This window comes from Sphingobacterium sp. ML3W (genome assembly GCF_029542085.1).
Taxonomy (GTDB): Bacteria; Bacteroidota; Bacteroidia; order Sphingobacteriales; family Sphingobacteriaceae; genus Sphingobacterium.
Map to the genome: position 1 here is coordinate 5550662 of NZ_CP107036.1, position 20540 is coordinate 5571201.

Below are 20540 nucleotides of genomic sequence, written 5' to 3' on the forward strand. Positions count from 1 at the left end.
GGGAGCCTAAGGCTACCGTTTATTAAATATAATTTATTAACGCTGTAATGGAATCTTGCGGAAGGCTGCAAGTCTTATTTTTGCAAAGATATGCTTTTGTTTCCTTTCCGATTCTGTTCTCTAACAATGGAAGATTTTCTTCCATGCCGCCGAGCACAATTTTGTTAGGGATATAATGTTGGTCCAGTTCCTTGCGAAAAGCTAGTGCTTCCTCGCCCGTCAACGCGATCTCATTGATCCCATATATCTCTTCTAGCAATAATATTGCCCAATTTGAATAGGCGGAACCATAAGTCTTGATTTGCGGAAATACATTAGCCAGCAATTGATCGGCTATCGCGGTATAATTTTCACTATCAAAAAGTAAACCTAAGCGTTTCAATTGACGAACCATTGTGGATGTAGAGGAGGGTATCACATTGTCCATAATCTCACTTTTTCGGGCGATCAGTTTTTCAGCTTCAGCCGAGGTATAGTAAAATGTTTTTTGCTCCACATCATAAAATAATGCAATAGCCCTGTCTGCCAGTTGTTGGGTAATGGTCAACCATTTTTGGTCAAATGTAGCTTCATACAGTGCTATAAAGGCCTCTATGGTAAAAGCATAGTCATCTAGAAACCCTGCTATTGCACGATTTTCATCCTGTGGTTGATGCAATAAATAATTGTCGTCCCGAATTAGCTCTGCACAAATAAACTCGGCATTATTTAGCGCGAGATCCAAAAAATGCTTCGTGCCAAGACTGCGGTAGGCATCTATTAGCCCTTTCAATAAGAGGGCATTCCAGGTTGTCAATTGTTTATGATCGAGTCCCGGTCGAACACGTTGTTCGCGATAATCAAATAGTTTCCGCTTGGAAGTTTTTAAAAAATCTGCCCATTCGTCAGCTGACATATTGACCTTCGTGGCAAGTTGGTCTGCATTAATGGCGCAAATGGGGACATTCGTATGTTCTTCCTCCCAGTTGCCTTCTTCGGTAATATTAAAATATTGACTAAATAGCTCGGCGTCTTTGCCCAGCACTTCATCGAATTCGGCTTTTGAAAAAGAGTAGTATTTTCCTTCAATACCTTCGCTATCCGCATCAAGTGCGCTGTAGAAACCATGATTGGGGGCAAGCATTTCCCGTTCAGCCCAAGAAATCGTTTCTTCGATTATTCTTTTATAAAATGGATCTTTATTCTGTTGATAAGCTTCGGCATAAAGGGAAAGTAATTGGCCATTATCGTACAACATTTTTTCAAAATGAGGGATATGCCAGTAGTGGTCTACTGAATAGCGGGCAAAACCACCACCAATCTGATCATAGATTCCACCAGAGCCAATTTTTTTCAGGGTAAAATGCACATGATCTAATGTCGCTTGATCGCCAGTGAGTACAGCATATTTTAAGAAGAAAGACCAGTTGTTGGGGAGCGGAAATTTAGGAGCTTTTGTATAACCGCCTTCTTTCTTATCGAAGGTTTCGCTCCATGGACTGATAATTTCTTCGAGATCCTTGTGTGCGTATTGTTCGGGAATGGGATTGATAGGAAGTTTCTCAGCCCGCTGGATGCCATTGTTCAATTTATTGGCATAATCCAAAGCGACTTCTGGTTTCTCTTCCCACATTTGTGCGATCTGCAACAGGATATTCTGCCAGTCGTGCGGTTTGAAATAGGTACCACCATAAATCGGACGGCCATCAGGTAAACAGATACAGTTCAAAGGCCATCCACCAGCGTTGGTCATCAGCTGAACAGCGAGCATATAGACTTGATCAATATCTGGGCGTTCTTCCCGGTCGATTTTTATGGACACGAAAAATTTGTTCATGGTTTGAGCTATAGCCGTGTTTTCAAAGCTTTCCCGTTCCATCACATGGCACCAATGGCAGGCCGAATAACCTATGCTAACAATGATAAGTTTATTTTCGTCTTTTGCCTTTTTTAAGGCTTCGGCTCCCCATGGCATCCAATCCACAGGATTGTGTGCATGCTGCTTAAGATATGGGGAGTTTTCAAACTGCAATTGATTCGCCATAAGACGAAGGTAGTGAAAATGGAGGAAAACTTTTTAGCCGCTTTAGATTGATTCTATTAGTTATAATGTTCTAATACATATACTATACTTGTTAAAATCATCTCTATTTGTTTTAGTTTGCTCTACTAAGGAATGACTTCGCTGTAGAATCTTATAAAGCCATCAGTAACACGATACATTTTGCTATCTTCGGAATAGACGTTTAATTCAAACCGAGCTTCCAGAAGATAATTCCCCTCTCTAAGCTTTTTTAACTTTACAATAACGAATTTTGAATCTGCTTGGATATTATTGTCCGGCATATTGTTCCCCCATTGTATGTTATCGTGATTAATTACCTTGACATTCCAAATTCTTGGGACATGGGAAGTTAATGCTTTCAAATTTCCAGTACTTATTTTTAAATATACACCATCTTTTGTATTTTCCCGGCCAAAGTCGGTTGCAAAATTCTGTTTTCCTAAATTGTACGAAAATCCTTTTCTAGGAAAGTAGGAGGGTGTTTCATTTAATTCAAGAAGATTGTATTTTTTTAGAAAGCCAACAGTAAAATAGTGGCCCTCGGAGCCAAGAGAGACGGTTTGTTCAATCATCAATGAATCGTTAATCCCATAAAACCAGATATTCCCTCCTGCGTAAGCTGCTTCTTGATTTGGCCTTTTCTTTCCGTATGGCTTTATATTAATATGTTTGCTTCCTTGGGTTTTGCCTGTTACATAATTGGAGTTGTATTCGCGACCGTTCAATTTAAAGGAAATGCTGTCTTTTTCGATTTCTAGATCAGCTGTTTCTTTATTGGCAAGCTCAATAGTGTCTTTTTTACAAGATATAAATAGAAAGCCCATTAAAACAATTGAGTGGAAAAATTTCATTGGATTAAGAGTTGTGAATTAAATATGAATATTATTTTTTTCTCGCGAAAATACTAAATTAATATTTTTTTTAATGAGTGATCATTATTTTTTTATCTTTTTAATTTGTTTTACATTGATGTGTTTAGTTTTTAGAAAGTAAAGCTATAGGAACTATTAATAATTTATATCTTCAGAGTGTTATAAGGGAATCTGATGTTTTTAATTTGGTTGAAAAAGCTGAGCGGTTTAGTATAACAAATGGGAAATGTCTGCTGTTGACTGGAGCGGGAGATGTTGGAGGATGCATTGAATAATTTTTTTACTAACTCGGGACTAGAAGCCTTATACTATGAAAGGTATAAGGCTTTTTTCGTAACTATCAGTTTGTCTGAGCCTCTTAATTATTGTAAATCGGGAGTGTCAGTTGTCTATTTCTAAGATCGGAATTTCAATCTACAATCTGTACAAGGTCAGCACAATTACCACTAAGCATCTGAAAGGTAAAACCAGCATCAAGCTTAATTTCTGCAAATGATGAAGTTCGTAGATATGCCGCTTTACGCGTTAGAAATTCTACTAAATCGGTCAATGTGGGATTATGTCCAATGAGCAATACATAATCAATATGATCGGGGATACTGTTAATCACAGATAAGAGATGTTTGTATGTACACTCATAGATAGAATCTTCGATTTGAATGTCGAACGAAGGTTCGCCAAGTATATCGAGAAAAATGCGAGTAGTTTGCAGAGCCCTATTAGCAGGCGAACTTATAACCATACTTTTGTCGTTCAAGGTCAATGTTGATGCCAGTTTAGCGGCGACTTGTTTAGCGTGCTGTATTCCTTCAGAGGTCAGGGAGCGATCAAAATCATTGATTCCGGGAATAGTTTCCGCTTTTGCATGTCTTATGATAAAGAGTTTCTTTGTGTTGTCCATGATTAAAGTTTTTGATTCTTATCCTAATTTAACGTTTTAGAGCTTATTTCATTGTGCTTATTACAAACATCTATTTTCGTATTAACATAAATTAAACACATTTTGACTAATCCAAAGTTTTATATATACACTTCGTTCCGTGTTATTAAAATTAATTTTGTTATCATGATTTGAATCCATAAGTTTTCTGAAAATTGATTACTTTCGTTCCGCAAAACACAACTCGTCGGGTAAATTATGTATAACGTATAAAAAATGCCTATGAAAGTAGCACTCGTTTTGTTTTTGTCGTTTAATTTATATTTATGATTCGTATTCTATCAATACTTCTCTTTGGAAGTATTTTTTTAATGGCTTGCCACCATTCAGAGGATTTTTTTGCACAAGAAGTAGAACCTCCCATTTGGACCATCGATCCCATTGATTCTGTCACTTTTGATAACGATGAAGGGTTGGTCAGTATTCATACCATTGCAAACGCCAATTTTAGGGGCCTTCAAAATTTAACAGATTTTTTAGATATATCTGGTTCAAACGCAAGTTATTGCCATCCAGACGTTTTATATTTTCCTAATAAATTCAATGGTTATAAATATTGGATGGTCTTCACTCCTTATTTCGGAGCAGTGGGGACCAATCAAAATTCAAAGAAATTTGAAAATCCAAGCATTGTTGTATCAAATGATGGCCTTGATTGGATTAATCCTCCGGGATTAACCAATCCACTTATTAATGCACCATTTCCAAAGGAAAGCTTTCGTGAAAATAAAATGGACCCAATTCAGGGATTTTGGTCTGATGTGGATTGGATATTCTTGAATGATCGATTTTACCTCTATTACAGAGGTAGTTTTATAACAGCACAATCATTAAAAAGCAAATGTGTGCTCACGAATACTAATTTTGATCGGTTGAAACTAGATGCACATCGAACTATTGTGCAACAAACTTCAACAGATGGTATAGAATGGTCCAATTTAAACATTGCCTTTACAAGTAATCCACCATTTACTCCAAAGAATGACCATGTGCTGTCTCCTTCGTTTATTCATAATGGAAGCCAATTTTTGAGTTATGAAATAGAGTTAAACCTTGGTCGAAGAAATTTTAAAGGGAAAGATCCTTCGTATGTGTTGCGTAGAACTTCTAATGATGGAATTAATTTTACTGGTTTCAAAGAAAGTAAACTGGTTAATTTTCTCAATAAACCTTGGTTAAGAGAAAATTTTGCAAATTCCCCTTGGCATATTCAGGCTACTTTTGTTGACGGATATTATTTTCTTTGTATAGCAATCGGTGATGTCAAAAGGTATACCTCCGAGATGCTATATATCGCGTACTCCAAAGACGGACTAAATTTCAAAGTATTTCCCAAGCCTCTATTAAAAAATAATGCCTATCGCAGCGCAATTTTTCCAATGGGAGTTAGCGAATCATTAATTAAAATGGGGGCAATGATCGGTAATAAATCAGGCGAATTCCGTTATCGTGAATTCACATTAAGCAAAGAAAAAATCAAAAACTCTTTGGTTGATTGTCCTAATTAATTACATTTAATAGGTTTTAAATTTATAGATGCAATATAATGGAAGGGAATAGTGATCCTATAGAGCAACAACCTGACTTCGCCGTTTCAGTGGTAATACCAGTCTACAATGTTGATAAATTTTTGAAGGAAGCCGTAGAAAGTGTTTTGAATCAAAAGTTGCAAAATTTTGAAATCATCTTAGTTAATGATGGCAGTACCGATTCTTCGGCTGATATTTGCCAAAAATATGCATCTTTAGATTCGCGAGTTTTATTCCTGGATCAGAATAATTCAGGGGTTTCGGTAGCGAGAAATAATGGTTTAGCACACGCTAGGGGTGAGTATATTTATTTTTTGGATTCAGATGATACTATTGCCCCCGATTTTTTATCTAGCTCTTTTCAAATAGCTATGCGAGAAGGATCTGACATCGTCATTGTTGGTGAACCTTATTGCAAACGAGCTGCAAGATTAACTGCTGTACCCACTTGTGGTTTATTTATAAAAAGAACATTGCTAGAAACTTATCCTGAAATTCGATTTCCGGAAAACATACAACCTTGTGAGGATGGGCTTTTTTCACATCAACTCTTCCTTATCACTGGAAAAATTGGGTTTAATCCAAAGGCAGTTTATTTCTATAGAGAACATGAAAACCAAAACCATGTGCGAATCAATCAGGAGACAGCCCGTATATTAAAGCAAATACCCCAATGGCTTGACTTGCTAGCTGCTTTTTACAGCCAGCATGATATCTTCCGTTCAAAAGCGCTTAAGCTCGCTTTTTTTATTGAACATGAACCTTTCGAACTCCGATATCTAAAAATGTCTTTTGATGAAGATGAGAAATCCAGCTTATTTAAATTATTGCAGGATTTCGTAGTTCAGCATATCATTATCCATTTAACAAAAGCGGATAAAAAGCTGTTGACTATTCCTTTCAAATATTTTATAAAGGCCAAAGATCATCAAGATTTTGATCAGTTTTATAAAACATATTTGAAGAGAAGACCGAAAAAGTTTAAACGAGCTTTGTTTTGGGTTAAATTTATTCCGATTTCTATAATAAGACGGAAGGTTCGTCAGCAAATCAGAGATAAATATAGTGATGTATGAAGATTCTTTTAGTGCAGCATTTGTGTTTTCTAAATGGTATAGGTGGAACAGAGAAGATCTGTTCAACACTAGCAAATATATTCAATGAGCATGGACATGAAGTTGAAATTGCAACAAACGAAAATGTTGTGGGGATGCCCGTATTTCCATTGAGCGAAGGCATCAAGGTAACTAATATTTTTGATCCGGCTGTCGAACAGAAAAAAGAGTTCCCTATTTATAACTATCGGGGTAAAAATCCGTTTCTATGGTTAAAGTTCAAAGCAAAGAAAAAATATCACAAATGGTATAATTGGCGGTTAAAATACACGTTGGGTGGAGAAGCTAAGTTGTATCAATACAATTTGCGAAAACGATCTATTGCTTGGAATAAATATATTGATCAGCTAAAACCTGATCTAATTGTTACGATGTCTATAAGTTCATTGTTAGAGATTACATTCGGGAACAGTTTGCCGATGCCAATTATTAATTCGGTAAATGGTAGGCCGGATTATGATTATTCTAATATTTGGGGAGGTAGGAAACCTTACATGGTCGATCTGTTGACACACAGCTACCGATACTTAGATGGAATACAGATTTTATTTGACAGCTATCGTCGATTTTTGCCTTCTGATTTTTCAGGTGAATGTCGGGTTATAGCGAATCCTATAGAACTTGGAGATTGTACTAAGTTGGCTGAGCATAGTTCAACCAAGGAAAGATACAAGATTATTCATGTAGGACGACTGGATACAGCGTGTAAACAGCAGCATTTGGCAATTGAGCTTTTCAATAAATTAGCTAAAAAGTATACCCAATGGGATTTGGAGTTTTGGGGGACAGGAGCGGATTTCAATCGGTTGAATGAGCAAATCCTTGACTTGGATTTATCGGATCGTATTTTTCTTCGAGGATTTACGGAAGATCCAATAGGAAAAATGAAAGATGCGGATATATTTATCTTTCCCAGTCAATATGAAGGTTTTAGTCTGGCGTTAGGGGAAGCTATGGGTGTTGGGTTGCCAAGCATTGGATTTTCGGCTTGTTCTGGAGTAAACGAAATGATCAAGCAGAATAAAACCGGATTTCTAGCACTAAATAAAGAAGAGATGTTGATCTACCTTGAAAAATTAATTCAAGATTCATCTTTGCGACAGCAAATGGGGATAAAGGCACATTTGAGTATGAAGGATTATAATCTTGACCAAATGGTAAAAGGCTGGATGAAATTGATAGATACTGTAATTACAAAAAAAGGAATCTAATGGGTGACAATAGGAAAAAGCGAATACTTTATTTCATGCCGGATAATCCGTTCTCGAATCAAGCGGGTAATTTGACTCGTACCAAACAACTATTGAAATACTTTGAACAACATGAAACAGTACTAGAAATTGATTTCTTATCCTGTCTTTATTGGAACAAATCCTCAGTAGAGCTTTTCAAGAATACTTACCCCAACGTAAATTTAAATATCGTCGATATCTATTCTAATAAGAGTAATCGTTTAAAGTATTTAGTTGAAGATAAAATTCCTAGATTAATCTATAAAGCTATCTACAAACCGAAAATAAGTTTATTGACTCCGATTATTATCAAACGGATAAAATCTTTGCTGCAAGGCAAGTCATATGATATTATAGTCATTAGTTATTCAACATGGGGTGCATTGGCTGCTCAACTGAGTCAATTTAATGCATACACTATTATTGATACGCATGATTTTATGACGTTGCAACGGATGAGGGAGAAAACAAACTTTGATATTGGGGCAGCTTTTAAGGAAGAGATGGCAATACTCTCTTTATATAACGAAATTTGGACATATTCGATTGAGGAACGCTATATATACGAGCAGTTTTTAAAAAAGAAAGTTACTTTGCTGCCTGTCTCCGTACCGGATCCTAAGTCGGTATATAACCATGAAAAAAGCATAGATATATTATACGTAGCTAGTGATAATATACATAATATAGAAAGCATGATGTGGTTTATTGATAGCGTTTTGCCATTTTTACCACTTTATAAAATACATGTTGTAGGGAAAATATGTACGCGTATTCCCGATCACCCCCAATTAACAAAAGTTGGAATAGTCGACGATCTTGAGGTGTATTATGCGGGTGCAAAAATTACGATTTGTCCAATGTTGAGCGGTACTGGGATTAAAATTAAGGTTTTAGAATCTTTGTGTCATGGTCTTCCTGTTGTGACGACACAGCGAGGGATCGATGGTCTTGTCAATAAAATAAATAATGGATGTGTTGTGGCTAACGACGAAATACATTTTGCTCATGCGATTATAGATCTCTTGGAAGACAATGTTTTCTATAAAAGGCAGAGCGAATATGCGAGGGTGTTTTATAAGTCTTTTTATGCGTGCGAATATGAAACAAGAATTTTGGATAGGGTCTTCTTAGATGCAAAAAGCATCTAACCTTTAAACCCCAAGTTAGGAAATCTAAATGTATATTTGTATAAAAAAATAGGGTAATATTGAAAGTCTCTTTACTGATAACGACCTATAATCGACCGGATGCGTTAGAAATGGTCTTGAATTCTATAGAACATCAGGTTCAGAAACCAGATCAGGTCGTTGTGGCTGATGATGGATCAGATGATAGAACCGCGTCCGTTATTCAGAAATTTCAACGTAAATGGCAAATTCCTTTGTTACATTCCTGGCATGAAGATCAAGGATTTAGATTGGCGGAAAGCAGAAACAAAGGCCTTGCATTGATCGATACCGAATATGTAATCATGATTGATGGTGATATGATTTTGGACGAATATTTTGTAAAAGATCATGTTGTCAACGCAACAGAAGGCTTCTTTCTTCAAGGGGGACGATGTTTGTTGACAGCTGATTTTACACAACAAATACTGAGAAGTCCCCAAATCTATCCAAATTTCAATTATATGAAAAGAGGAGTTGAAAGCCGATTTGAGAAACGTATAACGGCATTTCGCGCTCCTTGGTTGACAAAGTTGTTGCGTAAGGAAATCAGATATAGCCATAAGGCGATTAGAGGATGTAATATGTCCTTTTTTATGGATGATATTAAAGCTGTCAATGGATTTAATAATGATATGGTAGGTTGGGGAAGAGAAGATAGTGAATTTGTTGAACGTTTGTTCAATAGTGGGATAAAAAGATATAATATCAAATTTTCAGCACTTGGATACCATCTTTATCATGTAGAATCCTCGCGGGAATCGCTCCCCGAAAATGATCGCATTCTCAGGGATGCTATTGATAATAAACTACAGCACTGTTCAAACGGCCTCAATAAATTCTTAAAACAATAAATATGTCGATTCCTAAGGTAATTTATCAAACGTTTAAAACGAAGCAGATACCTCTTTTAACGCGCTTTTATATTTGGATGTACCTGCAGAAAAATAAGGACTGGAAAAGGGTGTTTTATGACGATGAGCAAATTGATACCTTTTTTAAGACTAACTTCGATAGTCGTACCTATAATGCATATACTCGCTTGCAAATTGGCGCGGCTAAAGCTGATTTTTTCCGCTATGCGGTGCTCTATATTCATGGTGGCGTTTATTTGGATATGGATAGCGACATTTTAGTGTCATTGGACAAACATATTCGTGAGGAAGATGTCGCCTTTATTGCACGGGAAAAGAATCATCCAGATCTTTTTGCACAATGGGGATTGATTTACGCAAAAGGCCACCCTTTTTTAAAGCGAACAATTGCTTATATTGTCGAAAATATCGAAGGAAATAAGTATCCAAATGATGTGCACAAAATGACAGGGCCCACCGTATACACAAAGGCCATTGAAGATGAGATAAACGAAAACCCTGAGGTTGGGTATCGATTAGCAGATTTTGATTACAAAGGAATTCTTCAATTTAAATATAAGTTGGGTAAAATACTACTTTATAAAGACAGGGCAAATCACTGGAAAAAACTGCAGCAACGTATTACAGTATTGAAACCAGAATAGCTAGAGCAAGTTTTTGTAGCACTGGATAAGTTGATTTGCTATATGGTCTTCATCAAATCGTCTTACATATTGTAGCCCTTTACTGATCATTTCTTTGCGAGTTGAATCAGATGAAAGTATCGATTCAATCGTAAATTGTATAGCGCCAATATCTTCTGGATTAATATAACAAGATGATGGTCCACCAGCTTCTGGGAAGACTCCCGAGTTGGAGGTAATTACTGGTAAACCAGAATATAATGCTTCAATTATAGGGATACCAAATCCTTCAAATTTTGACGGATAGATGAATAAATCGGCCATGGTATAGATAGTCGCTAACTCGTCCATACTAAGTCCTTCCATAAATAGAACCCGATTTGTCATGCCTTTTTTTTCAATGAACTCTATTATTTCTTTCGCATAATTGGTTTTCCGTCCAATTATTATTAACGAAATATCCAATTGCTCAATTGCTTTAACAATTTGAAACGCGTTCTTTCGAGGTTCAATCGTTCCTACATTTAATATGAAGTTATCGGGAAGATTGTATTTCGCTCGTATTGTATCTTGCTGTTCTTTCGTTTTTTGCGTTTTAAATGCCGGATGACATGTTTGATATATAACCTCAACTTTATCTTCAGATATTTGATAGGTATTCAATAGGTCAGATTTAGTCTGTTGGCTGATGGCAATAATCTTATCCGAATGAAAAACAGCATGTTTCGCTTTTTGATTATATATATATCGGTCAATAGGCTTATACAGCTCTGGAAATCGAATAAAGATCAGATCATGAATTGTCGTAACTGATTTAATACTAGTTTTATGGAGATTAATTGGAATTTCACCGGAAAGACCATGATAAATATCGATCTTGTCGTGCAATAGATCTTTGATTATTCTACTATTTCTCCATAAACTAGGAAGAGTTTTATTTATAAAACCATGGGGTAGCCTAGTGTTTTTTTGCAAATTTTCGGAATCGAAATTGGCTCCTTCTATTTTTGTGGTATACTTTATATAGTTGTTTTCGGGATAATAGGTCTCCAATATCCGTATAAGATCACGACTATAGTTACCTAGGCCCGTTTTATTTAAGAAATAGCGTTTAGCATCGTATGCTATATTCATTTATTCAAGTATTTATCAAGACCGTTTTTTATTCTGAAATCCTCTGACGCAACAGTATTTTCTAAAATAGTCTGATTGATGCTCTTTCTTTCCATGGAAGATACCTTATGCCATAAATGATAGGTTACTCCACTAAATTTCATAAAGAGTTTTTTTTCACCAATTTTCAATAATCGTACAACCAACTCGGAATCTTCGTGTCCCCACTCATACATATCCTCGTTAAAACCATTCACTTTGATCAATGAACTCATCCAAAATGCCATATTGCATCCTTTTGAATAAAACCTATGTTTTCCTTTGGTTTTGTATCTGGGAGCAAAGATAGGTGTTAGAAAGGGAATTCTTGCAGCATTCATTTTATAAGGAGAGTTTTTTCGAAGTAAATTGTAGTCAATGGGCCTTTTACTTTTCAAAAAATCTATTGTGAACTCTTTGGTAAGCGATGCTCTACTTCCCGTAATGACGTGGTGTGGTTTACTAATTTTTATATGATCTGCAATAAACTGAGGAGACATGATGATATCTCCATCAATTTGGATAATATATTCGCTCTTACATAATGCTAATGCTTTATTCAATATTTTTGTCTTTTGAAAACCATTGTCTTCTTGCCATGCATGTTTTATTGGAATATTGGTTTTAAGGCGGAATGCATCAATGACCTGTTTGGTGCTGTCACCCGAACCATCATCCGCAATTAGAATCTCATCTGGTTTCCGTATTTGTAACAATACACTTTCAAGCACACGTTGTAAGGCTTCTGGCCAGTTATAAGTTGAAATTAGTAAAGCTATAGTCATTCAGGTAGTCATTAGATTGTATCAATTATAAGCGTTAATTTGTTGATAATTAACGGCCAAGAATAGTTTTGTTCGACATAAGACATAGACATCGATTTTATAGATGAGCTATCTCCTTGTAATATCTGGTAGAGTTTTCGCTGAAAATCGGCCTCAGAAGAATAGTATTGAGCAGCATAATTACTTCTAATACAATGCTCCTTCATGACCTCAGATTTCCCATTTACTAAGATAGGCCTCCCCAAAACCATCGTTTCTAACAATAATAAAGATAAACTTTCATATTGAGAAGGGTTTATAACAGCTTTTGCATTTTCAATCAAGGCTGTTTTCTCTTCTTCTGTAACGAAGTCTGTATAAATGATATCAGGGTGATCTACTATGTCCATAAAAATACGGCCAGTTAGTACTAGCTTTAGATCCGAAGGATATTTTTCTTTGTAACGCAAAAACCAGGGAATTAACGTTCTCACCTTCGTATTGCAAACTCGACCAAAGTATAATAAATAATCGTCTGGAAGATTGAATTTACTGTAAAGTTCTTCTTTTTTTAATGGAGGAGCTACTTCAACTCCTACTGCGACTATACTATTATTAGCGATACCGCTTCCAAAGATATTAATTGCAAGTTTTCTTTCCTCGGCAGTATTGAATGCAATATGTTTTACTTTATTGAATAGTTGGGTTAATATTGGACGAAATGCTTCTCTTTCCTCATGTAATGTAGGAATAAGAATGGATTTTTCCGGCGCAACAAGAGTTCCAAAAAATGTATTAGGTTGAGAATAGGTAATTCCGATAATCGCTTTATAATCTTGATTATGATTTTTAATATAGGATAACATGGAAGGGGAATACGAACCATGCGATTTGAAATAATTCATATCAGTATTTGCCATTCCTTTCCAAGATGGAAATATTTCTGATACAAATTTTAAGCTCTTTAAACGGAATAAATTTCTTCTGATCTTTTGAAATGGGAGTGCTTTTTTCCATAGACGATCTCTTTTTTGACTATCAAAATCAATAGAATCAAAACGCAGAATGCGTACGCCATTTAAATAATCTATATCATTCGTGTAAAAAGGAGTAAAAGTATTGTAGTCAATAAATTTGGTCGTCAATATATCAACTTCATATTTCTCAACAAGTCTTTCTGCCAGCATACGACAATGTTTTTCTGCACCTCCATCCACTTCATCTCCATATCGAAGTATAATAAAACAAATTTTATCCATCTTAAACCTTTAAAGAATAGTCATATTTTTCCATGTTCATCATTGGTACAACGGTTATGGTACAGCAAAGTGCTACATCCCCTTTATATTTTTTCGATCACCATTTCTGCTGTAATTAAATCAATCGCTTCTGTACCATCGCAATCGCAAGGTTTGTTGCCGTAGACAGCGCTTGGACGGTTGGGATGTTCCACTTGGATACAGTCCTCATATTGTTGCCCATAACCCGTAAAGCCCGCGTATGGGTGAGTTGCGCCCCATAGTGATAGGCATCGTATTCCCATCAAAGAAGCCATGTGCAACCCAGAGGAATCCATGCTGATCATCAGATCCAGATTGGATATGATATCCAGTTCTTCTCTCAACGTAAATTTTCCAATGGTATTGTAGGTGTTTGGAAAACTTTCAGTCCAGTTTTGCGCGATTTGAAACTCTTCCTTACCTCCTCCAAAGAGCAATACATCATATCCATGATGTGTCAGATGGTCTATGACCTGTCCCATCTTTACGAGTGAAAGGATTTTATATCGGTGTTGCGCAAATGCCGCAATACCAATTTTTTTTCGTTCGAAATTGCCAAACATGCTAAATGCCGTTTTGGGGACATCTTGCAAATTAGAAGCCAATTTGTGACTCAGTTCGAAGTGAAAACCTAAAGCACGGAATACATCTGCATATCGCTCTACAGTTAGCTTCAATTGATGCTTAACTTTATGTTCTTTCCGCGTCAGGGCTTTCTTTTCTGCACGACCTTTGTCCAGTTGTTTGACCTTTATTCCAGAAAGAGAAAATAAAACATCCAATATGCGTGAACGTAAATTGAAATGTAGATCAGCTACAGCATCTGCACCATATTGAGCCAGCTCATTTTTTAATCTGATTAATCCAAAAAGGCCTTTATGGGTTGTTTTAGGTTCAATTGCATGAAACTTGATATTCTTTATGCCATCAAAGAATGGTGAAAAAAAAGGACGGCTGACCATGATAATCTCTACCATAGGATATTGTTGACAAAATTCTTTCAACACAGAAGCCACCATGGCAACATCGCCCATGGCCGAAAACCGGGTTACTATGATTCGCTGCGGCAAAGACATGTCTTTATTTTCCGGATGTATAAAGTACAGGGTTCAGTTCAGGATCGTTATACATTTTCATCTGTTTATAGACCTTCATGTATTTTTCACCTGATTCAATCGCTGTCAACAATTCGTCGATACTTTGTGAAAGATCTGTACGTTGTTCCAGCAAGATGTTCAATTTTTGCTGACAAGCAGAGATATGGGCTTCAGAAGCATCTGAACGAAGTGTCTCCTGCTCCATATGATAAATCTTTAGCGCCAGAATGGACAGTCTATCAATGGCCCAAGCTGGACTTTCCGTATTGATTTTTGCTGAAGGCAATGCTTCGATAGTTTGGTATTTCTGTAAAAAGTAGCTGTCTATATATTCTACTGTATCTGTACGATACTGGTTAGACTCATCGATGCGTCGCTTCCAGTATAAACCGTCCTTGGGATCAATGGCAGGATTACGTACAACATCTTCCATGTGCCATTGTACGGTATCAATCCAGCACTTTAGGTACAGTAGATGTTCTAGGGATTGTTTGTCATACGGATTCTGGATTGGATGATCAATCTGATCGTATACGTGGTAATCCTGGATAGCACGTTGAAAAATGGGATTTGCTATTGCACTAATCATGTTACAAATATAAAATATATTATGGAGTTATCCTTAACTTCAGGTGTTGTATAAAAACAGTAAAATGAATTGGAAAAACCAACTATTGAGAAAAGAATTAAAATGTTTTTTTAAAATATAGACAGTAAGACGTCTGGGAATAACCCAAGTAAGATCACTGCAATCGTACAAAATAGACCAATACCGAGGAGTAAAGGATTGGACTTGACTGAATAATGGTCTAGATTGTCTCTTAAGAAGGCATTCAACGGAATCTTAAAGTAATAGAAAAGTGAAATTACGGATGTTAGTGCCCCTACAATTAATAAAGCAAGTAAACCGAAGGATTGGAAGTTCTGATACTGCTCGAATACTTTTGAAAATATGAGTAGCTTTCCGACAAATCCAGCAGTAGGCGGTAAACCTATCAATGCGATTAAGACGATCGAAAATGAGGTGAACAATAGAGGTGATTGTTTACCTAATCCTTTATAGGAGTCTATTGAAGTGCTGCCTAGACTGACTTCTAAGCTGTCGATAAAAATAAAAACAGCAATATTCATCAATGCATAAATTGATAAATAGAACAGCAAAACGTTTGACTCATTGTTTTGATAGACCAGTACTGCCATCAACAATATGCCCGTGTGGCCAATAGAAGAATAGGCCATCATGCGCTTGGCATCCTGTTGACGCAGGGCCGCCAGATTACCAATCAACATGGTCGCAATAGCTATAATGATGATAACATAAGCCAAGAAATCACTGAAATAAAAGGATACTGCAAGCCAGGCAGCAAGTAACTTGGATAGCAGTACGACAACGGCAATTTTAGGAACAGTCGCTAAGTACGTGGTAATCACAGTCGGTGCCCCTTGATAAACGTCAGGGCTCCAAACATGAAACGGAAAAAAACTCAGTTTAAAACCAATACCGGTCAATAAAAACAGGAGGGCAATACTGATCATGAGCTTAGGGGCCTCCATCAGACCTGCAATATGACTTGGCGCATCAAAATTTAAGTTTCCCGTGAAACCGTAAAGCAGCGATAGGCCATAGAGCATAACGGCAGCACATATAGATCCAAAGAGGACATATTTCATCGCTGCTTCGGACTGTACTTTATTGGATGAAAAATAACCGACCATAATGTAAGAGCTGATCGATACTGTCTCTACTGCGATGAAGATCATCAGCCAGTTGCTCGACATGGTTAAGAGATTCAATCCCAAGGTTGCGGTCAATACAACAGCATACAAATCGCCCAAAGGACGATCATGCTGATGACGTTGTTGAATAAAGATCACAATCAGTAGGGTCGACAGCAGGATGATCATGCGTGCCGATGTTGCGAATGTATCAATATGGATCATGTCGAAGAATCCAACCATATCCACATGGCTTAATCCTTGTCCCAATAGATAACAACCACTCAACAATAATCCAGCTATTGTAATCGTAAAAGATGCTTTGTCCCAGTATTTATCTACGAAAAGACTCGCGATAATAGTGCCTATAAAAGTAATGATCAGCGTTAATTCCGGTTTGAAATAGGGAATACTAACGATAATTTGATCAATAAATGAACTGATATATGGACTGAATGCGAGCATGCTGGATTAAATAAATTGTTGGATAAAGCTGACGAGATTCAATACACTTGCATTTAGATTGCTAAATACCAAGGATGGCATAATACCCAGTAAAAGGGCAAGTGCCAAGGTAGGAAATAGAATCAGCTGTTCGCGGCTGTTGACATCGGTCAATGCATTGGCCCAAGATTCGCCACCTTTGAGTCTGATCTCTCCAAAAAACATCCGTTGAAGTGTCCATAGCAAATAAGCTGCACTCAAGAGAATACCAATTGAACCTGCTAAGGCCATCCAGCGTGGAAGGCCTGTACCTACACTGGCGGCGTTGAACGAACCGATGATAACAAATGCTTCACCGATAAATGCGGAGAACCCAGGAAGTCCCAATGAAGCAAAGAAAGCAACAGCAACATAACCGGTATACTTGGGCATAATTTGCGCCAGTCCTCTGAAGCTGTAGATGTTTCGATCATGAACACGGTCATAAACAACGCCAACAAGAAAGAAAAGTGCCGCGGATAGAAAACCGTGGGAGATCATCTGGAACATAGCGCCAGAAACCCCTTCGGCTGTCAATGAGGCTATACCAAGCAATACAAAGCCCATGTGGGAGACCGATGAATAGGCGATCATCCGTTTTAAATCTTTTTGAGTTAAGGCGTTTAATGCCCCATAGATAATGGAGATGACGCCGATCAGACCAAGCCACCAATTGGACAGGGCGGCCATGTCCGGGAAAATGCTATAGCAGATACGGATAATACCATAGCCACCGATTTTCAACAGGATACCTGCTAAAATAATGGATACCGGTGTGGGGGCCTCGACGTGTGCGTCAGGTAGCCAGGTGTGTAATGGTACAATGGGTACTTTGATTGCAAAAGCGAAAAAAAGCACCACAAAACCAATTAATCTGGCCGAAATACCCAATATTTCCTGATAACCATCCCAAGCGAAGATTGAGTCCCCTAAATAATTCTGTGGATTCATCATGTAGATCATATTGAAGGTATGTGCCCCAGTTTCGGGGTTGATAACCGAAAAATATAAGCCTACAATGATCAATAGCATAAATACCGAACCAAAGAGCGTATAGAGAAAGAATTTTATGGCAGCATATTCACGGCGTGCCCCGCCCCAGATACCAATCAGGAAGTAGAGCGGCAAGAGCATGACCTCATAGAATAAATAGAACAGGAAGAAATCCAAAGCACAGAAAATACCCATTACAGCCATGTTGAGGACCATAAGTAGGGCGAAATATCCTTTGGGGCTTTTCTGTATATTCCAAGAAGCACCGATCGCCATCAACATCACAAAAGCACTCAATAGCAATAATGGCATTGAAATACCGTCTATCCCGATCAGGTAATCGATCTCTAATTTTCCGATGGAGCCGAGATCCAGGCGAATCCAGGGAAGTTGTTCAACGAACTGGTATCCTGCCAAGTCTTGGACGCCTGTTTGGCTCGCGTCAAATTTTGCATAGCATATACCCGCAAGTACAAATTGCACTGCTGTAAACGCTAAGGCAATATATTTGTAACTCGATTTATATCGTGTTGGTAGGGCGAGGATAAACGCCGTCGCCAGAAGCGGTAAAAATATCAGTAAGGATAAAATAGGCATTTCCTAAAAAAATATAAGATAAATTAAACCAAGTAAAACGAATAGGAAAACGGAATACAATGTCGTCTGTAATTTGCCGTTCTGTACCAAGCGAACTTGGTTACCAGTCCAGTAAGCTACAGAAGCAACAGCATTGACAAAGCCGTCTACAATATATTTGTCTATCCACACACTCAACTGAGAGAGCGATAAGACGATAAACTGAACAAAAGCGATTAGGGCATCTACAACAAAACGATCAAACCAATAACAGAACTGAGCCAGTTTTAGTGTGCCACTAACAAATATCCATTGGTATAATTCATTGATATAACCTTGATTGAACGACGCTTTCAGTGCAAAGCTAGATGCATTGAGTGGATATTTGTTTTGTACATACCATTTCCAACCGATTGCCCAACTGATGACCGAACCGATCAATAAGATTAATGGAATAATCAAGTGGGCGCTATGGCTTGGAGCAAACGTATATTCATCCAATAATAGACCATCCATCAACCAGGAGTCATGATAGGATACTGGATTAAGAGAAAATAGCGGGAATAGACAGCAGATACCCAATATAAACATAGGGATCAACATGGTGTTTGGTGCTTCATGCAGGGCTGTTCCATGCAATTTGTCCTTGACTTGTGCGAGCATTCGGAAATCACCGAAAAATGCTTTAAAGATTAAGCGACCAATGTAAAACGCGGTCAGAATACTGACTGTAATAAGACTTATTGGGATAATGAGGTATAAGTCGCCTTTTGACAAAGCCCATTCAAAGGAAGATATGATAATACTATCTTTGGAAAGATAACCTGATGTTAGTGGAAACCCAGCTAGTGCCAGTGATGCTACGCTCATCAGGATAAAAGTTTTCGGCATATATTTTTTCAGTCCCCCCATGTTCCTTAGGTCTTGTGGGTCGAAATCAAGATGGCTGTGTGTTTTGAGGTGCGCCATCTCATGGATAATGGCTCCGGCGGAAAGGAACAAGAGACATTTAAAGAAGGCGTGTGTGACCAAATGGAATAGTGCGGCATCCCATGTTCCTATCCCAATTCCCACCATCATAAAACCCAATTGTGAAATAGTCGAAAAGGCTAGGATACGTTTAATATCGTATTGACCTAATGCAAAGTAGGCAGCGGATGCCGCTGTAATCGTACCTATGATAGCAATAAACAACAATGCGTTTTCGTTGAATAACGGAAATACTGTAGCGAGTAAAAACACACCCGCCGCGACCATAGTGGCAGCATGGATGAGTGAAGATACTGATGTTGGTCCTTCCATCGCATCAGGTAACCATACATGTAAAGGAAATTGAGCTGACTTGGCCATTGCCGCAAGGAAAAATGCGAGCCCGGCTATCGTTAACCAAATTTGATCCATGCTGTTGACCGGAGAAACCCATTGTCCACTTGCGGTCGTGGATTGATAGATGAGTCCTCCTTCGCCAAAAAGATCGACCAGATTGAGGGTTTTGAACTGTGTAAATATAATGGCTAGTCCGATCAGAAAACCGAGGTCTCCGATGCGGTTTACTATAAATGCTTTCTTATTGGCCTGTACAGCCGTTTCGCGTGTGAACCAGAAACCAATAAGCAGATAAGAGGCAAATCCTACCAATTCCCAAAAGATATACATGAGCAACAGGCTATCCATAACGACTAGCCCCAACATAGCAAAACAGAAGAGACTAAGATACATCCAATAGCGATGGATTCCCGAATCCCCTTTCATATACGCTCTCGAATAGATATGCACAGGAAGGGCAACTGTTGGAACCAGAAACAGCATGAGCACGTTCAGATTGTTCAATAGAATGCCTACTTTAAAAGTAGATGCACCGATGGTAAACCAGTTTATTTGGGCAGACACGATAGGATTATTCCAGATTGCTAACCAGGTAAGTCCGCCAAATATAAAACTAAAGATAATGCCGATCAAGGAGATAATCCCTGACTGATCGCGCTTGCCTGCTATTGCCTGATATAGAAATGCAATAAATGGCGCAACGACTGTAAAAAGTGCCGTGTATATGGGTGATATGTGGGCAAGTTGATCCAAT

General features: G+C 37.7%; 17 protein-coding genes. 6 read left to right on the forward strand and 11 right to left on the reverse strand.

Annotated features, from left to right (window positions below; translation table 11 throughout):
• Positions 1–22: 22 nt before the first annotated feature.
• The 3 genes from OGI71_RS22970 to OGI71_RS22980 form a co-directional block, all read right to left on the reverse strand.
• Positions 23–2023 carry a thioredoxin domain-containing protein gene (locus OGI71_RS22970; RefSeq protein WP_282252243.1) on the reverse strand — a complete coding sequence of 667 codons (2001 nt, stop codon included), beginning with the start codon at positions 2021–2023 and terminating at the stop codon, positions 23–25.
• 125 nt (positions 2024–2148) lie between these two features.
• Positions 2149–2895, reverse strand: coding sequence for a hypothetical protein (locus tag OGI71_RS22975; protein ID WP_282252245.1), 747 nt, complete (start codon positions 2893–2895; stop codon positions 2149–2151).
• Positions 2896–3325: 430 nt separating this feature from the next.
• Positions 3326–3817, reverse strand: coding sequence for a histidine phosphatase family protein (locus OGI71_RS22980; protein ID WP_282252247.1), 492 nt, complete (start codon positions 3815–3817; stop codon positions 3326–3328).
• 305 nt (positions 3818–4122) lie between these two features.
• On the opposite strand from OGI71_RS22980, the gene OGI71_RS22985 reads away from it, so the two are divergent.
• The 6 genes from OGI71_RS22985 to OGI71_RS23010 are packed head-to-tail and all read left to right on the forward strand — an operon-like array spanning position 4123 to position 10420.
• Complete coding sequence (locus OGI71_RS22985; protein ID WP_282252248.1) at positions 4123–5364, forward strand: hypothetical protein; 1242 nt, start codon at positions 4123–4125, stop codon at positions 5362–5364.
• Positions 5365–5402: 38 nt separating this feature from the next.
• Positions 5403–6461 carry a glycosyltransferase family 2 protein gene (locus tag OGI71_RS22990; RefSeq protein WP_282252249.1) on the forward strand — a complete coding sequence of 353 codons (1059 nt, stop codon included), beginning with the start codon at positions 5403–5405 and terminating at the stop codon, positions 6459–6461.
• Positions 6458–7711 carry a glycosyltransferase gene (locus OGI71_RS22995; RefSeq protein ID WP_282252251.1) on the forward strand — a complete coding sequence of 418 codons (1254 nt, stop codon included), beginning with the start codon at positions 6458–6460 and terminating at the stop codon, positions 7709–7711. Before OGI71_RS22990 ends, OGI71_RS22995 begins: the two co-directional genes overlap by 4 nt.
• Entirely contained in the window at positions 7711–8883 is a 1173-nt protein-coding gene (locus tag OGI71_RS23000; RefSeq protein ID WP_282252253.1) for a glycosyltransferase, read from the forward strand. The genes OGI71_RS22995 and OGI71_RS23000 overlap by 1 nt, the downstream gene beginning before the upstream one ends.
• Before the next feature lie 59 nt (positions 8884–8942).
• Positions 8943–9755 (forward strand): glycosyltransferase family 2 protein, encoded by an 813-nt coding sequence (locus OGI71_RS23005; protein WP_282252256.1) that lies wholly within the window; start codon positions 8943–8945, stop codon positions 9753–9755.
• A 2-nt stretch (positions 9756–9757) separates the two neighbouring features.
• Positions 9758–10420, forward strand: coding sequence for a glycosyltransferase (locus OGI71_RS23010; RefSeq protein WP_282252257.1), 663 nt, complete (start codon positions 9758–9760; stop codon positions 10418–10420).
• Here the strand turns inward: OGI71_RS23010 and OGI71_RS23015 are convergent, their stop codons facing one another.
• The 8 genes from OGI71_RS23015 to OGI71_RS23050 all read right to left on the reverse strand — a co-directional run bounded on the left by OGI71_RS23015 (position 10421) and on the right by OGI71_RS23050 (position 20539).
• Complete coding sequence (locus OGI71_RS23015) at positions 10421–11533, reverse strand: glycosyltransferase family 1 protein (RefSeq protein ID WP_282252258.1); 1113 nt, start codon at positions 11531–11533, stop codon at positions 10421–10423.
• Positions 11530–12336 carry a glycosyltransferase family 2 protein gene (locus OGI71_RS23020; protein WP_282252259.1) on the reverse strand — a complete coding sequence of 269 codons (807 nt, stop codon included), beginning with the start codon at positions 12334–12336 and terminating at the stop codon, positions 11530–11532. Before OGI71_RS23020 ends, OGI71_RS23015 begins: the two co-directional genes overlap by 4 nt.
• An 11-nt stretch (positions 12337–12347) precedes the next feature.
• A complete protein-coding gene (locus OGI71_RS23025; protein WP_282252260.1) occupies positions 12348–13574 on the reverse strand; it encodes a glycosyltransferase in 1227 nt (408 codons plus the stop codon).
• Positions 13575–13657: 83 nt separating this feature from the next.
• Positions 13658–14671 carry a glycosyltransferase family 9 protein gene (locus OGI71_RS23030; RefSeq protein WP_282252261.1) on the reverse strand — a complete coding sequence of 338 codons (1014 nt, stop codon included), beginning with the start codon at positions 14669–14671 and terminating at the stop codon, positions 13658–13660.
• A 4-nt stretch (positions 14672–14675) separates the two neighbouring features.
• On the reverse strand, positions 14676–15281 hold the full coding sequence (locus OGI71_RS23035) for a DUF4254 domain-containing protein (RefSeq protein ID WP_282252262.1): 606 nt from the start codon (positions 15279–15281) through the stop codon (positions 14676–14678).
• A 110-nt stretch (positions 15282–15391) separates the two neighbouring features.
• Positions 15392–16873, reverse strand: coding sequence for an NADH-quinone oxidoreductase subunit N (locus tag OGI71_RS23040; RefSeq protein WP_282252265.1), 1482 nt, complete (start codon positions 16871–16873; stop codon positions 15392–15394).
• A gap of 6 nt (positions 16874–16879) precedes the next feature.
• Positions 16880–18481 (reverse strand): NADH-quinone oxidoreductase subunit M, encoded by a 1602-nt coding sequence (locus tag OGI71_RS23045; RefSeq protein ID WP_282252266.1) that lies wholly within the window; start codon positions 18479–18481, stop codon positions 16880–16882.
• Between the two features lie 3 nt (positions 18482–18484).
• The gene (locus tag OGI71_RS23050; protein ID WP_282252267.1) at positions 18485–20539 is read right to left on the reverse strand and encodes an NADH-quinone oxidoreductase subunit L; all 2055 of its coding nucleotides are present in this window, start codon (positions 20537–20539) and stop codon (positions 18485–18487) included.
• Position 20540: the final 1 nt, after the last annotated feature.